Origin of the sequence: Streptomyces sp. NPDC017448 (genome assembly GCF_044330565.1) — a bacterium.
Taxonomy (GTDB): domain Bacteria; phylum Actinomycetota; class Actinomycetes; order Streptomycetales; family Streptomycetaceae; genus Streptomyces.
In genome coordinates, this window is the sequence record NZ_JBIRLM010000026.1 from 61,202 (window position 1) to 84,695 (window position 23,494).

Below are 23,494 nucleotides of genomic sequence, written 5' to 3' on the forward strand. Positions count from 1 at the left end.
AGAACGTACGGGGGCGTACGCGCGGCTCACTCGGCGATGCCGACGACCAGCCAGATGAAGCCCACGCCCCCGATGGTGCAGAGAAGGGTGGAGCGGGCGGGATGGGTGTGGTGCGCCTCGGGAAGGATCTCCGCAGCGGCCAGGTAGAGCAGGGCTCCGCCGAAGAAGCCGAGATAGCCGCCGAGCAGTTCCTCCGGAAGGGTGAACAGCAGCGTCGTCGCCGCGCCCACGACCGGTGCCGCCGCGGCCGCGAACAGCATCAGGAGCGCCTTGCGGCGGGTGTTCCCGTAAAGACTGGTGAGGGTGTACGTGTTGAATCCGTCGGCGAAGTCATGACTGATCACCGCCAGCGCCACGGCCACGCCCATGGAGCCGCTGACCTGGAAGGCGGCGCCGAGCGCGACGCCGTCCATCAGGCTGTGGCCGACCATCGCGGCGGCCGCCGTCAGCCCCACCTGCGGAACGCGCTCCTCCCGGCGGCCCGCCGCCCCGTGCGCCACCTGGCGTACGGCGAGCAGCCGCTCGACCAGATGGGCCACCAGGAAGCCGCCCACGAACAGCAGCAGGGCGGCCGGCACCCCGAACACCGGCTCGCCCGCGGCCTCGACCGCCTCCGGCAGGAGGTCGAGTCCGACCACGCCGAGCATCAGGCCGCCCGCGAAGCCGAGCACCAGGTGGCGGCGGTCGGTGATGCGTCGGGCCACCCAGCCGCCGGCCAGGGTCATCAGGAACGCGCCGAGCGCGACGAACACCGCCATGGGCCCTTGCTAGCCGATCGGGCCCGCCCTCCGCATCCCAGGGTGTCCTTACCGGCGGGGCCCGTGGCGCCCCCGCGACGCCCGGCCGGGTACGCCCCCGGCCGCGCCGCCCCGGTGTTCCGTACCGCCCGCCCCGTGTTCCGCACGACCCGCCCGTTCCGTATACGGAGGGGGCTCGTCCCTTCTCCCGCGCCCCCGCGCCGTACCACCTGAAAGGCAGGACTCCGCCGATGACCGGAGCATCCGTCGGCCCCGGACCCGCGTCCGGCGCCCGCAGTCTCGTGGTGGGGGTCGGTGCGCGCAGGGGCGTCCCCGGTGATGTGGTGTTCGCCCTCATCGAGGCGGTGTTGCGCGGGGCGGGGCTGGACGCGGCGGACGTGGCGGAGGTCGCGACGGTCGACGCCAAGGGGGAGGAGCCGGGGATCGTAGGGGCGGCGGCCCGGCTCGGGGTGCCGGTACGGACCCATCCGGCCGGGGCGCTGGCCGCGGTCCGCGTGCCGCACCCGTCGGGCGCGGTGGACGCGGTGGCGGGCACCCCCTCGGTCGCCGAGGCGGCGGCGCTGATCGAGGCGGACGAACTGGTGGTGCCGAAGACCCGTGCCACGGGCGGGGAGCGGGGCGGGACCGCGTCGGCGGGCGGGGGGACCGCCGGGGGGAGGGCGGCGGGCCGGGGGGTCGCGACCTGCGCGGTGGCCCGCCGGTATCCGGCCCCCGCCGGGGCGCCCGGTGTTCCGGGCAGGAAAAATTCCTCTTCACCGGTGACGGCGGGCCCCGGTCCGTCCACCATGGCTGCCATGAATCCCCCCACGAACATCGAGAGCGCCGGGCCCGACCTGCGCCACCACGGCGACGCGGAGGTACGCGGCGAGAAGCTGACCGACCTCGCCGTGAACGTCCGGACCCACACGCCCCCCGAGTGGCTGCGCGAGCGGATAGCCGGGTCGCTCGCCTCGCTCGCCGCCTACCCCGACGGGGCGTCGGCCCGCGCCGCGGTCGCCGACCGGCACGGCCTGCCGGTGGAGCGGGTGCTGCTGACGGCGGGCGCGGCCGAGGCGTTCGTCCTGATAGCGCGGGCGCTCGGGGCGCGCCGTCCGGTCGTGGTGCACCCGCAGTTCACCGAACCGGAGGCGGCGCTGCGGGCGGCCGGGCACGAGGTGGGGCGGGTCCTGCTGCGCGCCGAGGACGGATTCCGGCTCGATCCGGCGGCGGTGCCCGAGGAGGCGGACCTCGTGGTGGTCGGCAACCCGACCAACCCGACGTCCGTGCTGCACCCGGCGGCCCTGCTGGAGAAGCTGGCGCGGCCGGGGCGGACGCTGGTGGTCGACGAGGCGTTCATGGACGTGGTGCCGGGCGAGCGCGAGGCGCTGTGCGGGCGGACGGACGTCCCCGGGCTGGTGGTGCTGCGCAGCCTCACCAAGACGTGGGGGCTGGCCGGGCTGCGGATCGGCTATGTGCTGGCCGAGCCGGAGACGGTGGCGCTGCTGGCCGGGGCGCAGCCGCTGTGGCCCGTCTCCACCCCGGCGCTGGCGGCGGCCGAGGCGTGCATGGAGCCGCGGGCGCTGGTGGAGGCGGCCGGAGCGGCGGACCGGATCACGGTGGACCGGGCCCATCTGCTCGCCGGGCTGGCCGAGTTCAGCGAGGTGGAGGTGGTGGAGGAGGCCCGGGGGCCGTTCGTCCTGATCCGGCTGGAGCGGGCGGCGGAGGTACGCGAGCGGTTGCGGCTGCTGGGCTTCGCGGCCCGGCGCGGGGACACGTTCCCGGGGCTGGGGCCGCAGTGGCTGCGGCTGGCGGTCCGCGACCGGACCACGACCAATCGTTTCCTCCAGGCGCTGGACCAGGCGGTGCAGGCGCTGCCCGCGCGCTCGGGAGGCTGAGGCGGGCCCCGTCCGCGGGCGGGGCGCCGAAGGGTTTCCGCCCGGCCGGGGCGCGGCCGCGGAGGGTTCTCGACGGCCGGGCGGAGGCCCGGAGGGGCTCACGGCGGCGGTCTGAGGCCCGGGCAGGCTCGCGGCGGCGGGCGGAGGCCCGGAGGGGCTCACGGCGGAGGGGTGAGGGGCGGGGTCCGGTGCCGGACCCCGCCCCGGAGGCGTTACCGCGCCGTACCGGCCCCGGTCACCCCTGGCCGGCGCCGCGCCGGCGGGCCAGCACCGTGGCGCCCGCGCCCACGGCCAGCAGGAGGGTCGCACCGCCCGCGATGTACGGGGTGGCGGAGCTGCCGCCCGTCTCCGCGAGGCTCTCGGCGGGGGCGGCGCCCGTGTCGGAGCCGGTCTGCGGCTTCACGTCGCCGCCGCCGTCGCTCGTGCCGCCCTGGTCGCCCCCGGCGCCTCCGTCACCGCCGCTGTCGCCGCCCGTGGAGCCGCCGTCGGTGGAACCGCCCGTGGAGCCGCCCGTGGAGCCGCCGTCCGTGGAGCCGGGCTTCTCGGGGGTCTTCGGGCCCTTCGGGGTCGCGCAGGTCGCCTCGGCGAGGGTGACCTCGCCGTTCACCTCGGCCACGTTGAGCTTGAGCGGGTTGACCGCGACCTTCAGCCGGAGCGCCGTGGCGGCCGCGGTCCGCTCGGTGGTGGCCGTCGTGGACAGGTCGAGCGAGACCTCTCCGACCCCCGGCACCGACACCCGCGTCGGGCCGCCCGCGCTGAGCGTCACCTTCTTGCCCAGGACCGCGACGTGGCCGAGCACGTTCGACTCGGCGACGGGCTTCCTCCCCGCCTCGCAGACCGCCTTGGAGGTGACCTTCTCGACCTCGATGAGCGAGAGCGCCGCGAGTCCGGGGACGTGGACCCTGGCCTTGGCCAGGTGGGCGGTCCCTTCGGCCCGGTGCTCGTCGGCCGTGGCGTTCGCGGTGGCCACGTCGGCGCGCAGGACGCTGACCGGGGCTCCGCCCTCCACCCCTTCCACGTCCACGCTCAGCGCGGTCTTCCCGGCGGCGGCCGGGGCCTGCACCTCGTTGAGCGTGGCCTTGAGGGGCACGTGGACGGCCTTGTCGAGGAGCGAGACGTCGAGCCCGGTACGGAGCACGACCGCACTCGCCCTGCCCTCGCCGGTGGCGGGCGTCGCCGGGGCCGCGTGCGCGGGGACGGCGGCGAGCAGGACGACCGGAGCGGCGGCGACCGCCAGGGCGGCGCGACGGAAGGTGTTGCTGTTCAAGGTGGTGGAACCCCCACAAGAGACATGGAGCCACCGGCGCGGTCCAATGGGGGACATCGCCCGCGCCGGCGGCGTCGACTCCGTGAATCTTTACGCACGGAGGGTGAACTGGCGTACACCTGACGTGAGTTCACCCCAAAGGGGGGTTTCCGGGCATGCATTCGAATCTTTCGGCACGTGCGTCCTCTGTCGCCACTCGGTTCACCCGCTACCGGTCATACAAACCTGTCGGCGCTCGACGCCGGGACAGGGCGCAGGAAAAGGGGACAACGAGCGGGAAGCGCGTCCGTCACCGCCGGTCAACACGGTGCCCGGCCGCTCCCGCGCCGCCCCGGCGTCGGCCGCGCCGCCCCGGCCGCTTCCGTCACCCGGCCGCTCCCCTCACCCGACCACCCGCCCGTCGAGCACGACGTGCCGGGGGGCCGCCAGCACCCGGACGTCCGCGCGCGGGTCCTCGTCGTACACGACCAGGTCCGCCGGGGCGCCCTCCTCCAGAGCCGGCCGTCCCAGCCAGCGCCGCGCCCCCCAGGCGGTGGCGGAGAGGGCCTCCAGCGGTGGGATGCCCGCCTTGACCAGCTCGGCCACCTCGCCCGCCACCAGTCCGTGCGCCAGCGAGCCGCCCGCGTCGGTGCCGACGTAGACCGGGATGCCGGCGTCGTAGGCGGCGCGCACGGTGTCGTAACGGCGTTCGTACAGCCGCCGCATATGGGCCGACCAGCGGGGGAACCGGGCCTCGCCGCCCGCCGCGAGGTCGGGGAAGGTGGCGATGTTGACCAGGGTCGGGACGATCGCGACGCCTCGTTCGGCGAAGAGCGGAATGGTGTCCTCGGTGAGGCCGGTGGCGTGCTCGACGCAGTCGATGCCCGCCTCCACCAGATCCCGCAGCGACTCCTCGGCGAAGCAGTGCGCGGTGACCCGGGCGCCGAACCGGTGCGCCTCGGCGATGGCCGCCTCCACCTCGCCGCGCGGCCAGCAGGCGGTCAGGTCCCCGGCGGAGCGGTCGATCCAGTCCCCCACCAGCTTGACCCAGCCGTCCCCGCGCTTCGCCTCCCGGGCGACGTACGCGACGAGGTCGCCGGGCTCGATCTCATGGGCGTAGTTACGGATGTAGCGGCGGGTCCTGGCGATGTGGCGGCCGGCCCGGATGATCTTCGGCAGGTCCCCGCGGTCGTCGATCCACCGGGTGTCGGAGGGCGATCCGGCGTCCCGGATGAGCAGGGTTCCGGCCTCCCGGTCGGTGAGCGCCTGCCGCTCGGCGGTCGCGGCGTCGACGGGCCCGTGCCGGTCCAGGCCCACATGGCAGTGGGCGTCGACCAGGCCGGGCAGCGCCCAGCCCCGTACCGTGTCGGCCCGGTCCGCGCCCGGGGGCCTCTCGTAGGTGATCCGCCCGTCCACCGCCCACAGTTCGTCCCGCACCTCGTCCGGGCCGACCAGGACCCGGCCCTTCACCCGCAGCACCCGCTGCTCCTCCCGATCACTCATATGCCGCACTGTACGAGGCCGTCGGTAGGCTGCCAGGGCCCGGGAACATGTCGGCGGGCCCCGGAGCCCGCCGCCCGACGAACGACACCGAAGAGAGCCCCACCGTGACGCACCCCTTCCTCGACCTCCCCCCGCTGACCGCCGCGCACTTCGCGGCCATCGAACGGCGGGTGGCCGCCCTCCTGGCCACCGAGCAGGACGTCGTCATCACCCAGGGCGAGGCCCTGCTGCCGCTGGAGGGCTGCATCCGCGGCGGTGCGCGCCCCGGCTCGACGGCGCTGAACGTGGTCACCGGACCGTACGGGCAGACCTTCGGCAACTGGCTGCGGGACTGCGGCGCGCACGTCGTCGACCTCGCCGTGCCCTTCCACACCGCCGTGACCGCCGACCAGGTCGCCGAGGCGCTCGCCGCGCACCCCGAGATCGACTTCGTCTCGCTGGTGCACGCGGAGGCGGCGACCGGCAACACCAACCCGGTCGCGGAGATCGGCGAGGTGGTCCGGGCGCACGGCGCGCTGTTCATGCTGGACGCGGTCGCCTCGGTCGGCGCGGAGCCGCTGCTGCCGGACGCCTGGGGCGTCGACCTGTGCGTGATCGGCGCGCAGAAGGCCATGGGCGGCCCCGCCGGGGTGTCGGCGGTGTCGGTGAGCGGGCGGGCCTGGGAACGGATGGCCGCCAACCCCGCCGCCCCGCGCCGCTCCTACCTCTCCCTCCTGGACTGGAAGGAGCGCTGGATCGACGGCGGTCGCGCCGCTCTGCCGCACGCCCCGGCGCAGCTGGAGATGCTGGGGCTGGAGGCGTGCGTGGCGCGGATCGAGGAGGAGGGGCCGGAGACGGTGATGGCCCGCCACGCCTCGGCCGCGGCCTCGACCCGGGCCGGGGCGCTGGCCCTGGGCGGCGGCCTGGAACCGTACGTCCACGAGGCGCGCGACGCGGCCCCGGTGGCCACGACGCTGCGCGTCCCGGCCGGGACGGACGCGGCGGCGCTGGTCGCCCACGCCCTGGCGGCGGACCCCGCGCTGCCGCTCGTCGCGGGCGGCGGGGCGCTGTCCAAGGAGATGATCCGGGTCAACCACTACGGGCCGGACGCGACGCGGGGCACGGTGCTGTCCTCGCTCGCGGCCGTGGGGACGGCGCTGGCGGACGCGGGGCTGCGGGTCGATATCGAGGCCGCCCGCCGGGCCGTTTCGGATACCTGGCCGAGTCGCTGATATTCATAATGTGGGAAGCTGTTTTATATAAAAGCAGCTTCCCACATTCTTCTTCCCGCTTTCTCGTCACCTAAACGGGGCAGTTTTTTCCGGCCTCGAACTTCACGATTCGGACAGGTTCCGCGAGAGTTACAACCCTGTGACCGACTCCACACAGGCGGCGTTATGCCCGATTAATTCAGGACAAAAAGCTGGAAATAACGTCCGAATCTGGGGGTTCCTCGCGCACGCCTGATAACACATGGCCGCGCCGTGTCCAACCCCTTACGCCGATGCAATTTCGAAATTTGCTGGGTAAATTCAATTCGCATGACCGCCGCACCAGCAGATTTTGCCCGTGCCCGAAGTGAATTCCTCAGTATCGATGCACCGCGAGTGGAGGACGGAGCCGCGATCTGGCGCATCGCCCGCGACTCCGAGGTCCTGGACCTGAACTCCTCGTACAGCTACCTGCTGTGGTGCCGTGACTTCGCCGCGACCTCCGTGGTCGCCCGGGGCGAGGACGGCGAACCCATCGCCTTCGTGACGGGCTACATCCGGCCCGACCGGCCCCAAACCCTCGTCGTCTGGCAGGTGGCCGTGGACCGGGCCCACCGGGGCAAGGGACTGGCCGCCGCCCTGCTGGACGCGCTGACCGCCCGGGTCGCCGCCGATCAGGGCCTGTCGTCCGTGGAGACGACGATCACCCCGGACAACGCCGCCTCCGAGCGGCTGTTCACCTCCTACGCCCACCGTCACGGCGTCGGCCTGGAGCGGGAGGTCCTCTTCGACGGCGGCCTGTTCCCCGAGGAGGAGCACCTGCCCGAGGTGCTCCACCGGATAGGCCCGTTCACCACCTGAGCCCTCCCGGTCACGACACCGGCGTGCCCGACCCGTACGCCGTCGTTCCGCAGGCCCGCGCACCCCTTCCGTGCGCCCGGTCCCACGACTTTTCGCGCCGGCCGACCGCCCGGCGCGGTCCCGGCCGCCTCCGTGCGGCGGGGAGCACCAGACCACCGCCCGTCACACCCCCTCACGCAGGAGATCCGCTGTGACCATCACCCCGCCCGCCCTGAGCGTCTTCGAAACCCTGGAGTCCGAGGTCCGGAGCTACTGCCGCGGCTGGCCCGCCGTGTTCGACCGCGCGCAGGGCGCCCGGCTGACCGACGAGGACGGCCACTCCTACCTGGACTTCTTCGCCGGCGCCGGCTCGCTCAACTACGGCCACAACAACCCGGTGCTGAAACGCGCGCTGATCGACTACATCGAGCGCGACGGCATCACCCACGGCCTGGACATGGCGACCACCGCCAAACGCGCGTTCCTGGAGACGTTCCAGAACGTGATCCTGCGCCCCCGCGACCTGCCGTACAAGGTGATGTTCCCCGGCCCGACCGGCACCAACGCCGTCGAGTCGGCGCTGAAGCTGGCCCGCAAGGTCAAGGGCCGCGAATCCGTCGTCTCGTTCACCAACGCCTTCCACGGCATGTCGCTGGGCTCGCTCGCCGTCACCGGCAACGCGTTCAAGCGCGCCGGGGCCGGCATCCCGCTGGTGCACGGCACCCCGATGCCGTTCGACAACTACTTCGACGGCCAGGTCCCGGACTTCCTCTGGTTCGAGCGGCTGCTGGAGGACCAGGGCTCCGGGCTGAACAAGCCGGCCGCGGTGATCGTGGAGACGGTCCAGGGCGAGGGCGGCATCAACGTGGCCCGCGCCGAGTGGTTGCGCGCGCTCCAGGAGCTGTGCCACCGCCAGGACATGCTGCTGATCGTCGACGACATCCAGATGGGGTGCGGCCGGACCGGCGGCTTCTTCTCCTTCGAGGAGGCCGGGATCACCCCGGACATCGTCACGCTGTCGAAGTCCATCAGCGGCTACGGCCTGCCGATGTCGCTCTGCCTCTTCAAGCCGGAGCTGGACATCTGGGAGCCGGGCGAGCACAACGGCACCTTCCGCGGCAACAACCCGGCCTTCGTCACGGCCGCCGCCGCGCTGCAGGCGTACTGGGCGGACGGCCAGATGGAGAAGCAGACCCTGGCCCGCGGCGAGCAGATCGAGCAGACGCTGCTGGCCATCTGCGGCGAGGAGCCGACCGCGCGGTTCCGCGGCCGGGGCCTGGTGTGGGGCATGGAGTTCGAGGACCCCGCGCGCGCCTCGGCGGTCTGCGCCCGCGCCTTCGAGCTGGGGCTCCTGCTGGAGACCTCCGGCCCGCAGAGCGAGGTCGTCAAGCTGCTGCCGCCGCTGACCATCACCCCCGACGAGTTGGACGAGGGCCTGCGCACGCTGGCCCGCTGCGTCCGCGAGACGGCCTGACCCGGCGCTGCCGGGGCAGGCGAAGAAGGAGGGGCCCCGGGCCGCGAGGTCCGGGGCCCGCGCAGAGAAGAGAAAGGCGACAGCTCACCGTGATCGTCCGATCGTTCAGTGACATCGAGAACACCGACCGGCATGTGAAGGCCGCGTCCGGCACCTGGGAGAGCAAGCGCATCGTGCTCGCCAAGGAGAAGGTGGGCTTCTCGCTCCACGAGACCGTGCTCTACGCGGGTACGGAGACCTCCATGTGGTACGCGAACCACATCGAGGCCGTGCTCTGCACCGAGGGCGAGGCCGAGCTCACCAACGACGAGACCGGTGAGAAGCACTGGATCACGCCGGGCACCATGTACCTGCTGGACGGGCACGAGCGGCACACCATGCGGCCCAAGACGGACTTCCGCTGCGTGTGTGTCTTCAACCCTCCCGTGACCGGACGGGAGGACCATGACGAGAACGGCGTCTACCCCCTGCTGACCGAGGAGGCCTGAACCACCATGACCACCGAAGTACGCGCCGATCTGTACCCCTCGCGCGGCGCCGCCGAGATGACCACTCCCCGCCAGGACCCGGTCATCTGGTCCGCGCCGGGCGCACCGGGCCCGATCAGTGCCAAGGACCTCCAGGGCTACGAGCACGACGGTTTCCTCACCGTCGACCAGCTCATCACCCCGGACGAGGTCGCCGTCTACCGCGCCGAGCTGGACCGGCTGGTATCGGACCCGGCGATCCGCGCCGACGAGCGCTCCATCGTCGAGAAGCAGTCCCAGAACGTCCGGTCCGTCTTCGAGGTCCACAAGCTCAGCGAGGTCTTCGCCGGGCTGGTCCGCGACGAGCGGGTGGTGGGCCGGGCCCGCCAGATCCTCGGCTCGGACGTGTACGTCCACCAGTCCCGGATCAACGTGAAGCCGGGCTTCGGTGCCTCGGGCTTCTACTGGCACTCCGACTTCGAGACCTGGCACGCGGAGGACGGCCTGCCGAACATGCGGACGGTCTCCGTGTCGATCGCGCTGACCGAGAACTTCGACACCAACGGCGGGCTGATGATCATGCCCGGTTCGCACAAGACGTTCCTCGGCTGTGCGGGCGAGACGCCGAAGGACAACTACAAGAAGTCGCTCCAGATGCAGGACGCGGGCACCCCGTCCGACGAGGCGCTGACGGAGATGGCCGACCGCCACGGCATCAAGCTCTTCACGGGCAAGGCCGGTTCGGCGACCTGGTTCGACTGCAACGCCATGCACGGCTCGGGCGACAACATCACCCCGTACGCGCGCAGCAACGTCTTCATCGTCTTCAACAGCGTGGAGAACGAGGCGCAGGAGCCCTTCGCGGCTCCGGTCCGCCGGCCCGAGTTCATCGGGGCGCGGGACTTCACCCCGGTGAGGTAGCGCGGCGGCACACGCCGCAGGGGCCGGGACGGCGTATCGTCCCGGCCCCTGCGGCGTGCCGTGAGAACCGGGGGTGGGCGGCCCACCGGGGGGGCCGGGCGCGTAACTCGTTGGACCGGGGCGGGACTCGGCGGGGAGGGTGTGCTCCATGACTTCTTCCGTACGCCACATCACGATCGACTGCGCCGACGCCTACGCGCTCGGCGCCTTCTGGGCCCAGGTACTCGGCGGGCGGGTCTCCGACGAGGACTCCCCCGGCGACCCGGAGGCTCTGGTCGAGGCCCCCGGCGCGGCCGTCCTCTTCGTCCAGGTGGACGACGAGAAGCGGACCAAGAACCGCGTCCACCTGGACGTCCAGCCGCAGGACCGCTCCCGCGACGAGGAGGTCGAGCGGCTGCTCGCGCTCGGCGCGACCCTGGTGGCCGACCACCGCAAGCCGAACGGCCGCGGCTGGGCGACGCTGGCCGACCCCGAGGGCAACGAGTTCTGCGTGGAGTGCTCCGCCGCCGAGCGGGCGGCACTGTCCGGCACCCGGCTGCCGGTGACCGCCGACGACGTGGCCTCGGCGGTGCGGCTCGCGGTGGACGTGCTGGCCGGGGCCCCGGCGGACCGTTGGGACGCGCCCGCCGGGAGCCTGACGTGGAGCTGCTGGGAGACGGCGGAGCATCTGGGCGACGACCTGTTCGCGTACGCCGTGCAGATGGGCCCCCGTACGCCTCCGCTGGACCGGGAGGTGCCCTACCGGTGGGCGCCCGAGCGGGAGGGCGGGCCGTGCAACACGGTCTTCGCCGACCGGGCGGCGGGCCCCGCCGGGCTGCTGGCCACGCTGGAGGCGAGCGGGGCGCTGCTGGCCTCGATGGCCCGGACGACGCCGCCCGAGGTGCGTTCGTACCACGGGTACGGGATCTCCGACCCCGAGGGCTTCGCCGCGATGGGCGTGGTGGAGACCCTGGTGCACACCCATGACCTCGCGGAGGGTCTCGGCCTGGAGTGGTCGCCGCCGCGGGACCTCTGCGGCCGGGTGCTGGCCCGGCTCTTCCCGGACGCCCCGGCCGACGGCGACCGGTGGGCCGTCCTGCTGTGGGCCACCGGCCGCGCCGAACTGCCGGGCCGCCCCCGCCGCACCTCGTGGCGGTGGGACGGGCGGCCCCCGGCGGATCAGACGGCGTCGAGCGCCGGGTAGTCGGTGTACCCCTTGGCGTCGCCGCCGAAGAAGGTGGCCGGGTCGGGGGTGTTGAACGGGCCGCCCGCCTTCAGCCGGGCGGGCAGGTCGGGGTTGGCGAGGAAGAGCGCCCCGTAGGAGATCAGGTCGGCGGTGCCGTCGTCGATCACCGTGTGGTCGCCGGGACCGGTGGGTCCTTCGGTGTGCACGTTGAGGACGACGGCCCCGGAGAACGCCTTGCGCAGGGCGAGGGTCAGCTCGCGGATCGGGACGGCCTCCAGGATGTGCAGGTAGGCGATGCCGATCGGCTCGATCTCCCGGACCAGCGCGGTGTACGTGGCCTCCGGGGCGGGCTCGTCGATGTCGTTGTACGGGTTGCCGGGCGAGATGCGCAGACCGGTGCGCTCCGGGCCGATCGCGGCGGCGACGGCCCGGACCACCTCGACGGCGAAGCGGGTGCGGGCCTCGTCCGAGCCGCCCCAGGCGTCGGTGCGCCGGTTGGTGTTGGGCGCCAGGAACTGGTGGATGAGGTAGCCGTTGGCGCCGTGCAGCTCGACCCCGTCGAACCCGGCCTCCACGGCGTTGCGGGCGGCGGTGACGAAGTCGTCGACGGTGGCGCGGACCTCGGCGTCGGTCAGCTCGCGCGGCACGACGAACTCCTTCGGCCCCGCGTGGGTGTGGACCTGGCCCTCGGCCTTGACCGCGGAGGCGCCGACGGGGACGAGGCCGTCGGGCAGCAGGACCGGGTGGCCGATGCGTCCCGCGTGCATGAGCTGGGCGAAGATCCGGCCGCCCGCGGCGTGCACCGCGTCGGTGACCTTGCGCCAGGAGGCGACCTGCTCGGTGCTGTGCAGGCCCGGGGTGGAGGGGTAGCCCTGGCCCACGACGGAGGGCTGGACGCCCTCGGTGATCACGAGCCCGGCCGAGGCGCGCTGGGCGTAGTACGTGGCGGTCAGCTCGGTGGCTGTGCCGCCCTCGCCGGCCCGGCTGCGGGTCATCGGGGCCAGGGCGATGCGGTTGGCGAGCGGGGTGCCGGCCAGGTCGATCGGGTCGAAAGCAGTGGTCATGAGGGCTCCCAAAAAAAGTATGTGGTCGGCCAACTATCGCCGCCGGAAGTCACTGTAGCCCATTCATTGGCCGACCAAGGTAAAGTCGTGGGAAACCGTCGGGCATCATCGGAAGCCCCCCACGGGAGCCGCCGCTCCCCGCCCGAGGACCCCAGGAGCCCGCCATGACCACCGGCCGCGCCACCTCCGCGGAAGACGCCTGTACCGCCACCGCCGCGGAAGACTCCTGTACCGCCGCGCCGGACGCCTCCACCGCCCCGCCGGACGCCTGCGCCACCGCGCCGGACGCCTGTACCGCCGCGCCGGCGCTCGGCGGACCCGTCAGCCACGCCGTCTCCCGGGTCGCCCGGCTGCACCGGATCGCGGCGGGCAAGGTGCTCAAGGGGGTGGGCCTCTACCCGGGGCAGGAGCTGCTGATGACGCACCTGTGGGACCGGGGGGCGGTCCGCCAGACGGAGCTGATCAGGGCCCTGGAGCTGGACCCGTCCACGGTCACGAAGATGCTCCAGCGGCTGGAGCAGACCGGCCATGTGCGCCGCCGCCCCGACCCGGCCGACCGGCGGGCGGTGCTGGTCGAGGCGACGGACGACAGCTGCGCCCTGCACACCGCGGTCGAGGCCGCCTGGGGCCGGCTGGAGGAGCAGACGCTCGCGGGCCTGGACCCGGCCGAGCGCGACGAGCTGGTCCGGCTGCTGGCGAAGGTCGAGGAGAACCTCTGCCAGGAGACCGCGGACTGCCCCGACCGCCGCTGACGCGCCGGGGCCCCGGCAGAGGCCGGGCGGGCGGCCCGGGAGGCGTAGGCGGGCCCGAGGATGCGCGCCGGGGCGCCGGGGGGCTCGTACGGATCAGGCCAGGAACTCCAGCACCCGGTCGACGTCGGCCTCGGTGTTGTAGAGGTGGCAGGAGATGCGCAGGTTCCCGACGGGGGCGGAGACGGCGATCCCGGCCTCCGCCAGCTCCGGCTGTCGGTCCGCCAGCCCCGGCACGGAGACGATGGCCGACTCCCCCTGGACCACCGCGCGCCCCAGCCCGGTGAGCCCCGCGCGCAGCCGGGCGGCGAGCCCGGTGGCGTGCGCGTACAAGGTGTCGGCGCCGACCTCGGCGAGCAGGGCGAGGGAGTGCTCGGCCCCGTGGTACGAGAGGAAGGCGGGCGGCTCGTCGAAACCCCGGGCGGTGGGGGCGAGGCGTTCCAGCGGGCCGTAGTTGCCCGCCCAGGGCGCCCCGGCGGAGACCCACCCGGCGAAGAGGGGCGGCAGGGTTTCCTGCGCTTCCTCCGTGACGGTGAGGAACGACGTACCGCGCGGGCAGAGCAGGAACTTGAAGCCGCCGGTGACCGTGTAGTCGTACGCCCCGGCGTCCAGCGGGAGCCAGCCCGCCGCCTGGGTGGCGTCCAGCAGCGTCCGGGCCCCGTGCGCGGCGGCGGCCGCACGGACGGCGGCGAGGTCGGCCACCCGGCCGTCCGCCGACTGCACGGCGGAGAAGGCGACCAGGGCGGTCGAGGGGCGGACGGCGACGGCGAGGCCGTCGAGCGGGACGTACCGCATCCGCAGATCGCCGCGGAGCGCGAACGGACTGACCACGGAGGAGAACTCCCCCTCGGGGCAGAGGACTTCGGCCCCGGGCGGCAGCGATGCGGCGATCAGTCCGACGTGCACGGTGACGGAGCTGCCGGTGGCGACGCGGTCCGGGTGGACCCCGACGAGCCGGGCGAAGCCGGTCCGGGCCGCCTCCACCGCCTCGAAACTGCCCGCGCCCACCCGCCGGCCCGCCGCGTTCTCGTCGGCCAGGGCCTTGACGGCGGCGATCGTCCGGCGGGGCAGCAGCCCCCAGCTGGAGGTGTTGAGGTAGGCGACCTCCGGCGCGAACTCGACGGCTGCCGCGGGGATGGGCGCGAGGATCGTCATACGGCCAGCCTGAGGCCCCGGGAACGCACAGTCAATCACGCAGAGTGAAGAAGGGGGGCGAAGGGGCGCGGATACGGGGCGCGGCCCCGGCGCTCCCCGGCTCGGGCTCCGCCCCGCGCCCCCGCCCGTACGCTCCACTCCTGCCCCGCTCCACCAGGCCCCCGGCTCAGCTCTGCGGGGCCTCGCAGGCCCCGTCGGGGCCGCAGGCCGCCGCGTCCCCGCCGACGGCGGTGAGGGCGGTGGCGGGACGGTCCTTCCACGCCTGTTCCAGCGCCTGGACGAAGACCTCGGAGGGCTGGCCGCCGGAGATCCCGTACCGCCGGTCGAGGACGAAGAACGGCACGGCTCCGGCCCCCAGTTCGGCCGCCTCGCGCTCGTCGGCGCGGACATCGTCGGCGTACGCCTCGGGGTCGGCGAGCACCGCCCGCGCCTCGTCGGCGTCGAGTCCGGCCTCCACCGCGAGGGCGAGCAGGACCTCGTCGTCGTAGACGGAGCGCTCCTCCGCGAAGTTCGCCCGGTAGGCGAGGGTCAGCAGTTCGTCCTGGCGGCCGCGGGCCTTGGCCAGGTGCAGCAGCCGGTGGATGTCGAAGGTGTTGCCGTGGTCACGGCCCTCGACGCGGTAGCCGAGGCCCTCGCCCCGCGCGTTGGCCGCGACGTTCGCCTCCATCGCGGCCGCCTCCTCACGGGTGCGGCCGTACTTCCGGGCCAGCATGTCGATCACGGGGGCGGTGTCCCCCTTGGCGCGGGAGGGGTCGAGCTCGAAGGACCGGTGCACCACCTCGACCTCGTCCCGGTGGGCGAACTCCGCGAGCCCCTTCTCGAAGCGGGCCTTGCCGATGTAGCACCACGGGCAGGCGATGTCCGACCAGATCTCGACGCGCATGACTCTTCTTCTTTCCGGGACTCACGGAGGCGCGCGAAGGGTTCGTCCGTGCGCCTGTTCTCCGCTACGAACACCGGAGCTGACCAGGTGATTCCCCTACCGGAGGCAGCTCGCTGGCTTCCTCGTCGGGGATCGGGGAAACTCACGCGCATGATCTCGGTGGTGCAGAACGTGGCAATCGACTGTGCGGACGCCTACGGGCTGGCCCGGTTCTGGAGCGAGGTGACCGGCTGCCCGCTGCATCCGGAGGACGGACCCGGCGCCGCGGAGGCGCAGGTGCAGCTGGCGGAGGGCCCGGCGCTGTACTTCAACCAGGTCCCCGAGCCCAAGGTGGTCAAGAACCGGATCCACCTGTGTCTGCGCCCGGACACCTCCCGCGAACCGGAGGTGGAGCGGCTGCTGTCCCTCGGAGCCACTCTCGTATCCGACCGGCGGCAGCCCGACGGCTCCGGCTGGGCGGTCCTCGCGGACCCCGAGGGCAACGAGTTCTGCGTCCTGCGCAGCGCGTCCGACCGGGCCGCGACGGAACGGCCTGCCCGGCACCCGGAAACGGCTCGCGCCCCCCGTCCGGAGGCTCCGGCGGCCGAGCCGGTGCTGCGTCCGGTCCAGGACGAGGATCTGCCGCTGTTCTTCGCCTGGATGAGCGACCCCGAGGCGACCCGCGTCGCCGCGTTCACCGCGAAGGACCCCACCGACCGGGCCGCGTTCGACGCCCACTGGGCGCGTATCCGCTCCTCGTCGAGCGTGGTGATGCGCACGGTGGTGGCCGACGGGACGGTGGTGGGCCACGTCGGGGAGTACGGGGAGCCCGGCGACCGCCGGATCACGTACTGGATCGACCGCGCGCACTGGGGCCGCGGCCTGGCGACCGCCGCCCTGCGGGCCTATCTCGACGAGACGCCCACACGTCCGCTGCACGCACGGGCGGCCGCCGACAACCTCGGCTCGCGCCGGGTGCTGGAGAAGTGCGGCTTCGTGGTGACCGGTGCGGACCGGGGGTTCGCCCAGGCGCGCGGCGAGGAGGTCGACGAGGTCCTGGTCACGCTGCACGCGTAGGGACCGCCCCTCCCCCTACGCGGCGAGAACCGTCGACCATGGCCTGATTCGGCTGTTGCGCGGCTTATGTCCAGAGCGGAAGAATCACCGGGACCGAAGGGTGACGCGGGGGACGGGGCGCTCGGTGAAACGCATCCACTTCACGGCGGAGGACCTGGCCCGGACGCGTGTGGCCCCCACGATCGGCGTGGCGGCGGAGACGTTCGACAGCGTGCGGATGCTGAGCGACCGCCAGGCGGGGCTCGCGTTCCGCGGCTGGCAGGTGGCGGTCCGCGGACGGCTGGGCGACCGGGCGGGCCCGCTCGCGGCGTTGATGCCCGCGCGGGGCCCCCTGGTCGACGCGATGTCCTTGATGGGCGCCGCACCGTCGATCGACGAGGCGGTGGACACCTGGATGGCGGCGCCCAGGGCCCTGCTGCGCGTCGAGTTGGAGCACATCGGCTTCCACCCCGCACACCGCACGTGGGCCCGCGGTCTGGTGGACGGCACGCGGGAGGCCCGTCTCCAGGTGGCCTCGGCGCTCCGGGCCTGCCACCGCGTGACCCTCGCCCCGTACTGGAGCGCGGTCCGCTCCCATCTGGGCGAGGCCCGGGCCGGGTACGTGCGCGCGATGGCGGACGGCGGGGTCGAGCAACTCCTCACCGTGCTCGGCGGTTCGGCCGCCTGCTGGCGGCCCCCGGTGCTGGAGGTGGCCCATGCGCGCGACGAGGACGTCCATCTGAACGGGCGCGGTCTGGTCGTCGCCCCGACGATGTTCTCCACCGACCAGATCGAACTGCTCCTCCCGCCGCTCGATCCGTCCCGGTCGCCCACGCTGGCCGTCCCCGCACCGAGTTGTGCCCCGCCGTGCCCCGCCCTGTGGGAGGGCGGGGGCGAGTCCGCCGTCCACTCGCTCGACGATCTGCTGGGGCGTACCAGGGCCGCGGTCCTGCGGGCGGCGGTCGCGGGGCGCCGCACCACGGAGCTGGCCCGCGTCCTGGGGATCTCGCCGGCGACCGCGACCCACCACACGGCGGCGTTGCGCAACGCGCGTCTGCTCGCCACCCGTCGCGAGGGCAAAGCGGCCGTGCACACGGTCACCACGCTGGGCAGGGCCCTGCTGGACGGGCGCCCCGTCGTCTGACGGGACGCCCCGGCCGGTGCGAGGGGAGCCTCCCGCGGCCCGGCTCCTTTCGACGGCCCTCGAAATGTTGGCGGCCCTCCTCCGCCGGCTCCTACGTTCGGACGCGAAGCGACCACCCGCCGCCCGGACGGAACGGGCGACGGACCACGTCTCGTACACGTTCCACGAACGTGTCGGCCTCTGGGGGAATCACATGATCAGAAAGCGCGTCACGGGAATGCTGGCCTCCACGGCGCTCGTCCTGGCGGGGGCCGCGGCCCTCGCACCGGGCGCCGCGGCGAGCGGCGCCTCCCTCGCCACGGCGCCTCCCTCGTCGGGCGCCTCCGTCCAGCAGGCGTGCTGGGGCCGGCCGGAGCGCGGCGGCGAGGGGCATTACGGGAACAGCGGCTGGTGCGACTCGGGCCGCTACCGCCAGGCGATCAGGTGCGAAACCCTGGGCGGCTACCGCTACGTGCACTACGGCCCCTACGTCTGGGCGCCCGCCAAGAGCACCGCATGGTGCAACCTCGGCGACCGCGTCGTCGGCACCTGGCTCGAATAGGCCGAAGGGCCCTCCGGCACGGGGCGGGCGGTCCGGGGGGCGGCCCCGCCCGTGCCGGTACGGGTCAGCGCCGCCTCCCTCTCCGCACCGCAGCACACGCACGCACGCACGCACAGACACGCACGCACGCACGCACGCACGCACGCACGCACGCACGCAACGGAGTAGACGCATGAGCACAGCACTCCTCAAGGCGGGCCTGGCGGCCGCCGCCCTCCTGTCGGCGGTCACGGTGTCGGCTCCGGCGGCGACCGCCGCCCCGGCGGCCGGCTGGGACCGCTGCCCCGCCGGTTCCTTCTGCATCTTCGACGGCCGCGACGGCACCGGCACGATCGCCTGGTTCCGGTCCGGTTCGCCGGATCTGCGGGGCCAGTCGATGGACAACCGGACCTCCTCGTACTGGAACCGCACCGGCACCGTGTTCGCCCTCCACGACTGGTACGGCTACGGCGGCACCTGCTGGCCGGTCTGGAACCAGAGCCCGGCCAACCTCCAGACGGTCAACGCCGCATGGGACGACATCGCCGGCTCGGTCAGCAGGGGGTCCTGCGGCTGAGCCCCGACGCCACGGGGGGCCGGGGCCGCCGTGCGGTGAGAACCACCGGACGGCGGCCCCGCGGGCCTGCGCCCGCGGACCGGCCGTCTCCCCCGCGCGGCGGAGGCGGATCATCGCCGGGCAGGAGGTGCCGGGGCCGGCCGCGCGGAAAGCTGAGGCCATGACAACGAACCGGCGCCCCAGCGGCAGCACTCTCCCCGACCCACTCGCGTCCGGCCCCGAGCCGTCTTCGGAGAGTCCCGGGACACCCCGGGACCGCGCCGCCCCACCTCCGTACCGCGTCGGCCGCGCGCGGTCCGTGCTCCGGGCCGTCGCCATCGCCTCCTGTGTGCCCTACGTCGCCCTCAAGGTCGCCTGGACGGCGGGCAGCCGGCTCGGCATTCCCGAGGGCAGCAGCCTGCTGGACGGCGGCACACCGCTGATCGTCGCCAACGCGGCCACGGTGGTGATGGACGCCGCGGTCGTCGTCCTCGCGCTGCTCCTCACCCGTCCGTGGGGCGTGCGGGTGCCCGCCTGGCTGCTGGTGCTGCCCATGTGGGTGGCGAGCGGACTGCTGCTGCCGATCATGACGGCCTACCCGCTCCAGCTGGCCGCGCGGCTCCTCGGCGGTGACGGTGGACGTCCGGCGGCCGACGGGGGCGCCGAGCCGTTCCTCGAACCGTGGGTCTTCAGCATCGTCTACGGCGGCTTCATCCTCCAGGGCCTCACCCTCGGCGCCCTCTTCGTCCTCTACGCCAGAGAGCGTTGGGGCCACCTGTGGCAGGGGCGGCTGCGGGACGTGCCGGACGGCCCGACCACCCCCGCCCTGCGCGCGACCGCCGTCGCCGTTGCGGTGCTCGCCCCGGTCCCCGCCGCCGTCCACCTGCTGTGGGCCGCGGGCTCGACCGCCGGGCTCGACGCGGGCCGGGCAGCGGGCCGCACGAGCGACTTCTACGTGGTCGAAGCGGTCAGCGCGGTGTTCATCGTCTGCGCCGCCGTCGGGGTCCTGCTGCTCGCCTTCCGGCGCGGCGGCCGGCTGCCGCTGCGGATGCCGCTCGCCCTGGCCTGGGCCGGTTCGGCCCAGATGGCGTGCTGGGGCGGCTGGCTCACGATCGCCGCGCTGTCGAGCGCGGGCGATGGAGCCGACCGGCCGACGACGGTGATGGTGGTGATCTACGGTGTGCAGATGCTGACCGGGGCGCTCGTCGTGACACTGGGCGCGCACTTCTTCGCGGAGCGCTCGGCGAGCCGGCCCGCCTCCGTCCCCGGCCCCTCTCCTGTCGCTGTCCCCGCGCACCCCGCGCCCCGCGAGAACCGGCTGCCATGAGGGCGGTCCGCGCGCTGTTCGGACGGCGGGCTCGGCTGCGCTGGCTGCATCTGATCATCGGCGGCGCGCTGTTGATGCCGTACTTCCTGGTCGGCACGGTCCTGGTGGGCATGGGGGGCGGCGGGAAGCAGGTCTTCTCCTCCCTGCCCGCCCAGCTCGCCGCGTTCGCCCTCGCCCTGCCGATGGCGGCGGTCACCGGCTTCTTCCCCCTCGTCCGCCCGCTGTCCGTGGCCGCCGCCCGCGCCCTGTGCGGGGTTCCACCCGCCCTGCTGGCCGACGGGCCGGCCCGGACCCGGCAGGCCCGGGTGCGTACGGCCGGCTGGTACACGCTGCACCTGGCGCTCGGCGGGATCGTCAGCGGGTGCACGCTGGCGCTGCCGCCGTTCGCGGTGGCGGTGGCCGTCCTGCCGTTCTTCGCGGGGCCCCGGAACACCTGGCCGGCCGAGGGCCCCAGCGTGCTGCGGGAGCCGTGGGCCATGGTCCTCGCGCCGGTCGCCGGGGTCGTGATGCTGGCGGCGCTGGCGCTGGCCGCCGCGGCAGCCGGGGAGCTCCTGGCCCGGCGGGCCCCGGCCCTGCTGGGGCCGGGGACGGAGGACCGGCTGGCCGCCGCCGAGCGCCGGGCGGCGGATCTGGCGGTACGCAACCGGCTCGCCCGGGAGCTGCACGACTCGGTGGGCCACGCGCTGAGCGCGGTGACCCTCCAGGCGGGGGCGGCGCGCCGGGTCCTGGACCGCGATCCCGAGTTCGTCCGCGAGGCGCTGACGGCCATCGAGGAGACGACGCGGCGGACGGTCGGCGAGCTGGACGCGGTCCTCGGGCTGTTGCGGCGGGACGGGGAGCCGGACGAGGAGGGCGTGGCGTACGGGCCGGGGCTGGACGCGCTGGGCGGGCTGCTGGCGCACTGCGGGGTGCCGGTGGCGTACGAGCGGGAGGGCGACCCGGAGGGCCCGGGCGTGGTGCGGCCGGACGTCTCGCGGGAGGCGTACCGGATCGTCCAGGAGGGGCTGAGCAACGCCCTGCGGCACGGCGGGGGCCAGGCGCCCGTACGGCTGCTGGTCGCGGTGCGGGAGGGGGAGTTGGAGATCGTGATGGAGAATCCGCTGGGCAGGCGGCCCGCCGTGGCGCGCCCCGGGGGCGGTCGCGGGCTGAAGGGCGTCGCGGAGCGGGCCGTCCTGCTGGGCGGCCGGACCGGGGCGGGCCCGTGCGGGGACGTCTGGCGGCTGACCGCCCGGCTGCCGCTGACGGGGCCGGGCGCGGGGACCGGCACGAGGGGCCGGGCGGCCCCGGAGGCGGGAACGAAGGGCCCGGGGATGGGAACGGCCGGTACGGGAACGGAAGCGGAGGAGCGGCGATGAGCGAGGCCCCGGTGCGCGTGGTGCTGGCGGACGACGAGCGGATGGTGCGCACGGCGCTGCGCGTGATCCTGGACGCCGAGGAGGGCATCGAGGTCGTCGGGGAGGCCGCCACCGGCGCGGAGGCCGTCTCCGTGGTGCGGGAGCTGCGGCCCGACGTGGTGCTGATGGACGTGCGGATGCCGGAGATCGACGGCATCCGGGCCACGGAGCAGATCCTCGCCACCCTGGCGGACCCGCCGAGGATCGTCGTCGTGACGACCTTCGAGAACGACTCCTACGTGTACGAGGCACTGCGCGCCGGAGCGGCCGGGTTCCTGCTGAAGCGGGCGGCGGCCGAGGAGCTGGTGCAGGCGGTGCGGCTGGTGGCGTGCGGCGACTCCCTCCTCTACCCGGCGGCGGTGCGCACACTGGCCGCCGAGCACGCCGCGCGGCAGCCGGCCGCCGCCCCGGCGTGGGCGGCGCGGCTGACCGGGCGGGAAGCCGACGTGCTGCGGCTGATGGCGGCGGGGCTGACCAACGCGGAGATCGCGGGGCGGCTCTCGGTGGGACCGGCGACGGCGAAGACGCATGTGGCGGCGGTCCTCGCGAAGACCGGGGCCCGGGACCGCACCCAGGCCGTCATCGCGGCGTACACCTCCGGCTTCATCGCCCCGGCCTGAGCCGCCCGGCACCGGCCGGGCGCCCGCGCCGCACCCGAGGGACACGGACGCCGGTGACGGCGCACCAGGTGAGAAACGGGTGAGAAGCGGGTGAGAAGCGGCACACCCAGGAACGTCCGGAGGCGTCCCGCTCGTCCCTCCAGCGGGATGAACAAGACAATCAGGCGCGCTTCGGTCTTCTGCCTGCTCATGGTGCTCGCCCTCCTGGTGCGGGCGACGTGGGTGCAGGGCTACGAGGCCAAGGCGCTCGCAGACGACGAGCACAACCGGCGGAAGACGATCGCGCAGTACGCGCAGCCGCTCGGGGACATCATCGTGGCCGGCTCGCCGGTCACCGGATCGAAGGGGACCACGGGCGGCGACCTCCGGTACAAACGCACGTACACCCACGGCGAGCTGTACGCGGCCGTCACCGGCTACAGCTCGCAGGCGTACGGAGCGACCCAGCTCGAAGGGGTCTACGGCGACGTCCTGGACGGCACGGACGACCGGCTGAAGAACCCGAAGGACCTCCTCACCGGCGAACAGGCGACGCCGGGCAACGTCCTCACCACCATCGACCCGGACGTCCAGAAGGCGGCCTACGAGGCGCTCGGCGACGACAAGGGCGCGGCGGTGGCGATGGACCCGAGGACCGGGCGGATCCTCGGCATGGTCTCCACCCCCTCGTACGACCCCTCGGAGATCAGCGGGACGGCGGACGGCGACGCCTGGAAGGCGTTGCTGGACGACGAGGACAAGCCGCTGGTCAACCGGGCGCTGCGGCAGCCGCTGGCGCCGGGCTCCACGTTCAAGCTGGTGGTCGCGGCGGCGGCGCTGGAGAACGGGCTGTACGGCTCGGTCGACGAGCCCACCGACAGCCCCGACCCGTACACCCTGCCGAACACCAGCACCGTCCTGCGCAACGAGAACGCCTCCGCCCCGTGCGAGAACGCGACCCTGCGCACCGCTCTCCAGTACTCCTGCAACAACGTCTTCGCGAAGGCTGCCGTCGATCTCGGCCAGGAGAAGGTGAAGGAGATGGCGGACGCGTTCGGCTTCGACACGGAGAAGCTGGACGTCCCGGTGCGGGCGGCGAAGAGCGTGTATCCGACCGGGATGGACGAGGCGCAGACGGCGCTGACGGGGATCGGCCAGTTCGAGGTCACCGCGACCCCGCTCCAGATGGCGATGGTCACCTCGGCGCTGGCCAACGGCGGCGAGCTGGCCGCGCCGCACCTGGTGTCCCGGGTGACGGACGGGGACGGCACGGTACTGGAGGAGACCGGGGACGACGACACGGAGCGGGTGGTGGAGGAGTCCACGGCGAAGCAGCTGCGGAGCGCGATGGTGACGGTCGTCGAGGAGGGCACCGGCGCCAACGCCCGGATTCCCGGGGCCGAGGTCGGCGGGAAGACGGGCACCGCGCAGAACGGCGTGGACAACGGCAACACCCCGTACGCCTGGTTCACCTCGTACGCGAAGGACCGCGGGAGCGGCCAGGAGGTGGCGGTGGCCGTGATCGTCGAGGATTCGGACTCGGCGCGCTCCGAGGTCAGCGGAAACGGGCTGGCCGCGCCGGTCGCGCGGAAGATGATGAAGGCGGCGCTGGAGCGGTGAACGGGCGGAC

At 74.0% G+C, this 23,494-nt stretch carries 22 protein-coding genes and 1 pseudogene; 17 read left to right on the forward strand and 6 right to left on the reverse strand.

Annotation, left to right across the window (positions count from 1 at the left end):
- Positions 1–26 precede the first annotated feature (26 nt).
- Positions 27–758, reverse strand: a complete 732-nt coding sequence (locus ACH4K1_RS30200; protein ID WP_398092722.1) for a ZIP family metal transporter — start codon at positions 756–758, stop codon at positions 27–29.
- A 230-nt stretch (positions 759–988) separates the two neighbouring features.
- Here ACH4K1_RS30200 and cobC point away from each other — a divergent pair, with 230 nt between their 5' ends.
- A complete protein-coding gene (gene cobC / locus ACH4K1_RS30205; RefSeq protein WP_398092723.1) occupies positions 989–2,632 on the forward strand; it encodes an Rv2231c family pyridoxal phosphate-dependent protein CobC in 1,644 nt (547 codons plus the stop codon).
- A 235-nt stretch (positions 2,633–2,867) separates the two neighbouring features.
- Here cobC and ACH4K1_RS30210 read toward each other — a convergent pair whose 3' ends face one another.
- Both ACH4K1_RS30210 and ACH4K1_RS30215 read right to left on the reverse strand, forming a co-directional pair.
- Positions 2,868–3,899: an SCO1860 family LAETG-anchored protein gene (locus ACH4K1_RS30210; protein WP_398092724.1), complete on the reverse strand. Its 1,032-nt coding sequence runs from the start codon at positions 3,897–3,899 to the stop codon at positions 2,868–2,870.
- 381 nt (positions 3,900–4,280) lie between these two features.
- A complete protein-coding gene (locus ACH4K1_RS30215) occupies positions 4,281–5,381 on the reverse strand; it encodes an amidohydrolase family protein (RefSeq protein ID WP_398092725.1) in 1,101 nt (366 codons plus the stop codon).
- A gap of 104 nt (positions 5,382–5,485) precedes the next feature.
- Here ACH4K1_RS30215 and ACH4K1_RS30220 point away from each other — a divergent pair, with 104 nt between their 5' ends.
- The 6 genes from ACH4K1_RS30220 (at position 5,486) to ACH4K1_RS30245 (ending at position 11,456) form a co-directional block, all read left to right on the forward strand.
- Positions 5,486–6,592 (forward strand): pyridoxal-phosphate-dependent aminotransferase family protein, encoded by a 1,107-nt coding sequence (locus ACH4K1_RS30220; protein WP_398092726.1) that lies wholly within the window; start codon positions 5,486–5,488, stop codon positions 6,590–6,592.
- A gap of 309 nt (positions 6,593–6,901) precedes the next feature.
- Positions 6,902–7,432: a diaminobutyrate acetyltransferase gene (gene ectA, locus ACH4K1_RS30225; RefSeq protein WP_398092727.1), complete on the forward strand. Its 531-nt coding sequence runs from the start codon at positions 6,902–6,904 to the stop codon at positions 7,430–7,432.
- 190 nt (positions 7,433–7,622) lie between these two features.
- Positions 7,623–8,885, forward strand: a complete 1,263-nt coding sequence (gene ectB, locus ACH4K1_RS30230; protein ID WP_398092728.1) for a diaminobutyrate--2-oxoglutarate transaminase — start codon at positions 7,623–7,625, stop codon at positions 8,883–8,885.
- 89 nt (positions 8,886–8,974) lie between these two features.
- Positions 8,975–9,373 carry an ectoine synthase gene (locus ACH4K1_RS30235; protein ID WP_030813810.1) on the forward strand — a complete coding sequence of 133 codons (399 nt, stop codon included), beginning with the start codon at positions 8,975–8,977 and terminating at the stop codon, positions 9,371–9,373.
- 6 nt (positions 9,374–9,379) lie between these two features.
- On the forward strand, positions 9,380–10,273 hold the full coding sequence (thpD, locus tag ACH4K1_RS30240; RefSeq protein ID WP_398092729.1) for an ectoine hydroxylase: 894 nt from the start codon (positions 9,380–9,382) through the stop codon (positions 10,271–10,273).
- Positions 10,274–10,421: 148 nt separating this feature from the next.
- Positions 10,422–11,456 carry a VOC family protein gene (locus ACH4K1_RS30245; protein WP_398092730.1) on the forward strand — a complete coding sequence of 345 codons (1,035 nt, stop codon included), beginning with the start codon at positions 10,422–10,424 and terminating at the stop codon, positions 11,454–11,456.
- Here the strand turns inward: ACH4K1_RS30245 and ACH4K1_RS30250 are convergent.
- Complete coding sequence (locus tag ACH4K1_RS30250) at positions 11,432–12,502, reverse strand: alkene reductase (protein ID WP_398092731.1); 1,071 nt, start codon at positions 12,500–12,502, stop codon at positions 11,432–11,434. The genes ACH4K1_RS30245 and ACH4K1_RS30250 overlap by 25 nt on opposite strands.
- Positions 12,503–12,666: 164 nt before the next feature.
- On the opposite strand from ACH4K1_RS30250, the gene ACH4K1_RS30255 reads away from it, so the two are divergent.
- The gene (locus ACH4K1_RS30255; protein WP_398092732.1) at positions 12,667–13,254 is read left to right on the forward strand and encodes a MarR family winged helix-turn-helix transcriptional regulator; all 588 of its coding nucleotides are present in this window, start codon (positions 12,667–12,669) and stop codon (positions 13,252–13,254) included.
- 93 nt (positions 13,255–13,347) lie between these two features.
- On the opposite strand, the gene ACH4K1_RS30260 is transcribed toward ACH4K1_RS30255, so the two are convergent.
- Both ACH4K1_RS30260 and ACH4K1_RS30265 read right to left on the reverse strand, forming a co-directional pair.
- Positions 13,348–14,406: an aminotransferase class V-fold PLP-dependent enzyme gene (locus ACH4K1_RS30260; protein ID WP_398092733.1), complete on the reverse strand. Its 1,059-nt coding sequence runs from the start codon at positions 14,404–14,406 to the stop codon at positions 13,348–13,350.
- A 166-nt stretch (positions 14,407–14,572) separates the two neighbouring features.
- Positions 14,573–15,289, reverse strand: coding sequence for a DsbA family oxidoreductase (locus tag ACH4K1_RS30265; RefSeq protein WP_398092734.1), 717 nt, complete (start codon positions 15,287–15,289; stop codon positions 14,573–14,575).
- A 150-nt stretch (positions 15,290–15,439) separates the two neighbouring features.
- On the opposite strand from ACH4K1_RS30265, the pseudogene ACH4K1_RS30270 reads away from it, so the two are divergent.
- The 9 genes and pseudogenes from ACH4K1_RS30270 to ACH4K1_RS30310 all read left to right on the forward strand — a co-directional run.
- Positions 15,440–15,814: pseudogene (locus ACH4K1_RS30270) on the forward strand (VOC family protein); the annotation flags it as partial.
- A gap of 66 nt (positions 15,815–15,880) precedes the next feature.
- Positions 15,881–16,345, forward strand: coding sequence for a GNAT family N-acetyltransferase (locus tag ACH4K1_RS30275; protein WP_398092760.1), 465 nt, complete (start codon positions 15,881–15,883; stop codon positions 16,343–16,345).
- A gap of 124 nt (positions 16,346–16,469) precedes the next feature.
- Complete coding sequence (locus ACH4K1_RS30280; protein WP_398092735.1) at positions 16,470–17,468, forward strand: winged helix-turn-helix domain-containing protein; 999 nt, start codon at positions 16,470–16,472, stop codon at positions 17,466–17,468.
- 193 nt (positions 17,469–17,661) lie between these two features.
- Positions 17,662–18,009 (forward strand): hypothetical protein, encoded by a 348-nt coding sequence (locus ACH4K1_RS30285; RefSeq protein WP_398092736.1) that lies wholly within the window; start codon positions 17,662–17,664, stop codon positions 18,007–18,009.
- Positions 18,010–18,181: 172 nt separating this feature from the next.
- Positions 18,182–18,565: a peptidase inhibitor family I36 protein gene (locus tag ACH4K1_RS30290; protein WP_398092737.1), complete on the forward strand. Its 384-nt coding sequence runs from the start codon at positions 18,182–18,184 to the stop codon at positions 18,563–18,565.
- A 328-nt stretch (positions 18,566–18,893) separates the two neighbouring features.
- The gene (locus ACH4K1_RS30295; protein ID WP_398092738.1) at positions 18,894–19,871 is read left to right on the forward strand and encodes a hypothetical protein; all 978 of its coding nucleotides are present in this window, start codon (positions 18,894–18,896) and stop codon (positions 19,869–19,871) included.
- On the forward strand, positions 19,868–21,226 hold the full coding sequence (locus tag ACH4K1_RS30300) for a sensor histidine kinase (protein WP_398092739.1): 1,359 nt from the start codon (positions 19,868–19,870) through the stop codon (positions 21,224–21,226). Before ACH4K1_RS30295 ends, ACH4K1_RS30300 begins: the two co-directional genes overlap by 4 nt.
- Positions 21,223–21,885: a response regulator transcription factor gene (locus ACH4K1_RS30305; protein WP_228994213.1), complete on the forward strand. Its 663-nt coding sequence runs from the start codon at positions 21,223–21,225 to the stop codon at positions 21,883–21,885. The genes ACH4K1_RS30300 and ACH4K1_RS30305 overlap by 4 nt, the downstream gene beginning before the upstream one ends.
- A 147-nt stretch (positions 21,886–22,032) precedes the next feature.
- Positions 22,033–23,484 (forward strand): peptidoglycan D,D-transpeptidase FtsI family protein, encoded by a 1,452-nt coding sequence (locus ACH4K1_RS30310; RefSeq protein ID WP_398092740.1) that lies wholly within the window; start codon positions 22,033–22,035, stop codon positions 23,482–23,484.
- The last annotated feature ends 10 nt before the right edge of the window (positions 23,485–23,494 follow it).

What these genes read in the sequence shown, in the direction of transcription:
- ACH4K1_RS30200 (WP_398092722.1), bottom strand. Translation starts at nt 758, where the DNA reads ATGGCGGTGTTCGTCGCGCTCGGCGCGTTCCTGATGACCCTGGCCGGC.
- cobC (WP_398092723.1), top strand. Translation starts at nt 989, where the DNA reads ATGACCGGAGCATCCGTCGGCCCCGGACCCGCGTCCGGCGCCCGCAGT.
- ACH4K1_RS30215 (WP_398092725.1), bottom strand. Translation starts at nt 5,381, where the DNA reads ATGAGTGATCGGGAGGAGCAGCGGGTGCTGCGGGTGAAGGGCCGGGTC.
- ectA (WP_398092727.1), top strand. Translation starts at nt 6,902, where the DNA reads ATGACCGCCGCACCAGCAGATTTTGCCCGTGCCCGAAGTGAATTCCTC.
- thpD (WP_398092729.1), top strand. Translation starts at nt 9,380, where the DNA reads ATGACCACCGAAGTACGCGCCGATCTGTACCCCTCGCGCGGCGCCGCC.
- ACH4K1_RS30245 (WP_398092730.1), top strand. Translation starts at nt 10,422, where the DNA reads ATGACTTCTTCCGTACGCCACATCACGATCGACTGCGCCGACGCCTAC.
- ACH4K1_RS30250 (WP_398092731.1), bottom strand. Translation starts at nt 12,502, where the DNA reads ATGACCACTGCTTTCGACCCGATCGACCTGGCCGGCACCCCGCTCGCC.
- ACH4K1_RS30255 (WP_398092732.1), top strand. Translation starts at nt 12,667, where the DNA reads ATGACCACCGGCCGCGCCACCTCCGCGGAAGACGCCTGTACCGCCACC.
- ACH4K1_RS30260 (WP_398092733.1), bottom strand. Translation starts at nt 14,406, where the DNA reads ATGACGATCCTCGCGCCCATCCCCGCGGCAGCCGTCGAGTTCGCGCCG.
- ACH4K1_RS30265 (WP_398092734.1), bottom strand. Translation starts at nt 15,289, where the DNA reads ATGCGCGTCGAGATCTGGTCGGACATCGCCTGCCCGTGGTGCTACATC.
- ACH4K1_RS30285 (WP_398092736.1), top strand. Translation starts at nt 17,662, where the DNA reads ATGATCAGAAAGCGCGTCACGGGAATGCTGGCCTCCACGGCGCTCGTC.
- ACH4K1_RS30290 (WP_398092737.1), top strand. Translation starts at nt 18,182, where the DNA reads ATGAGCACAGCACTCCTCAAGGCGGGCCTGGCGGCCGCCGCCCTCCTG.
- ACH4K1_RS30300 (WP_398092739.1), top strand. Translation starts at nt 19,868, where the DNA reads ATGAGGGCGGTCCGCGCGCTGTTCGGACGGCGGGCTCGGCTGCGCTGG.
- ACH4K1_RS30305 (WP_228994213.1), top strand. Translation starts at nt 21,223, where the DNA reads ATGAGCGAGGCCCCGGTGCGCGTGGTGCTGGCGGACGACGAGCGGATG.
- ACH4K1_RS30310 (WP_398092740.1), top strand. Translation starts at nt 22,033, where the DNA reads ATGAACAAGACAATCAGGCGCGCTTCGGTCTTCTGCCTGCTCATGGTG.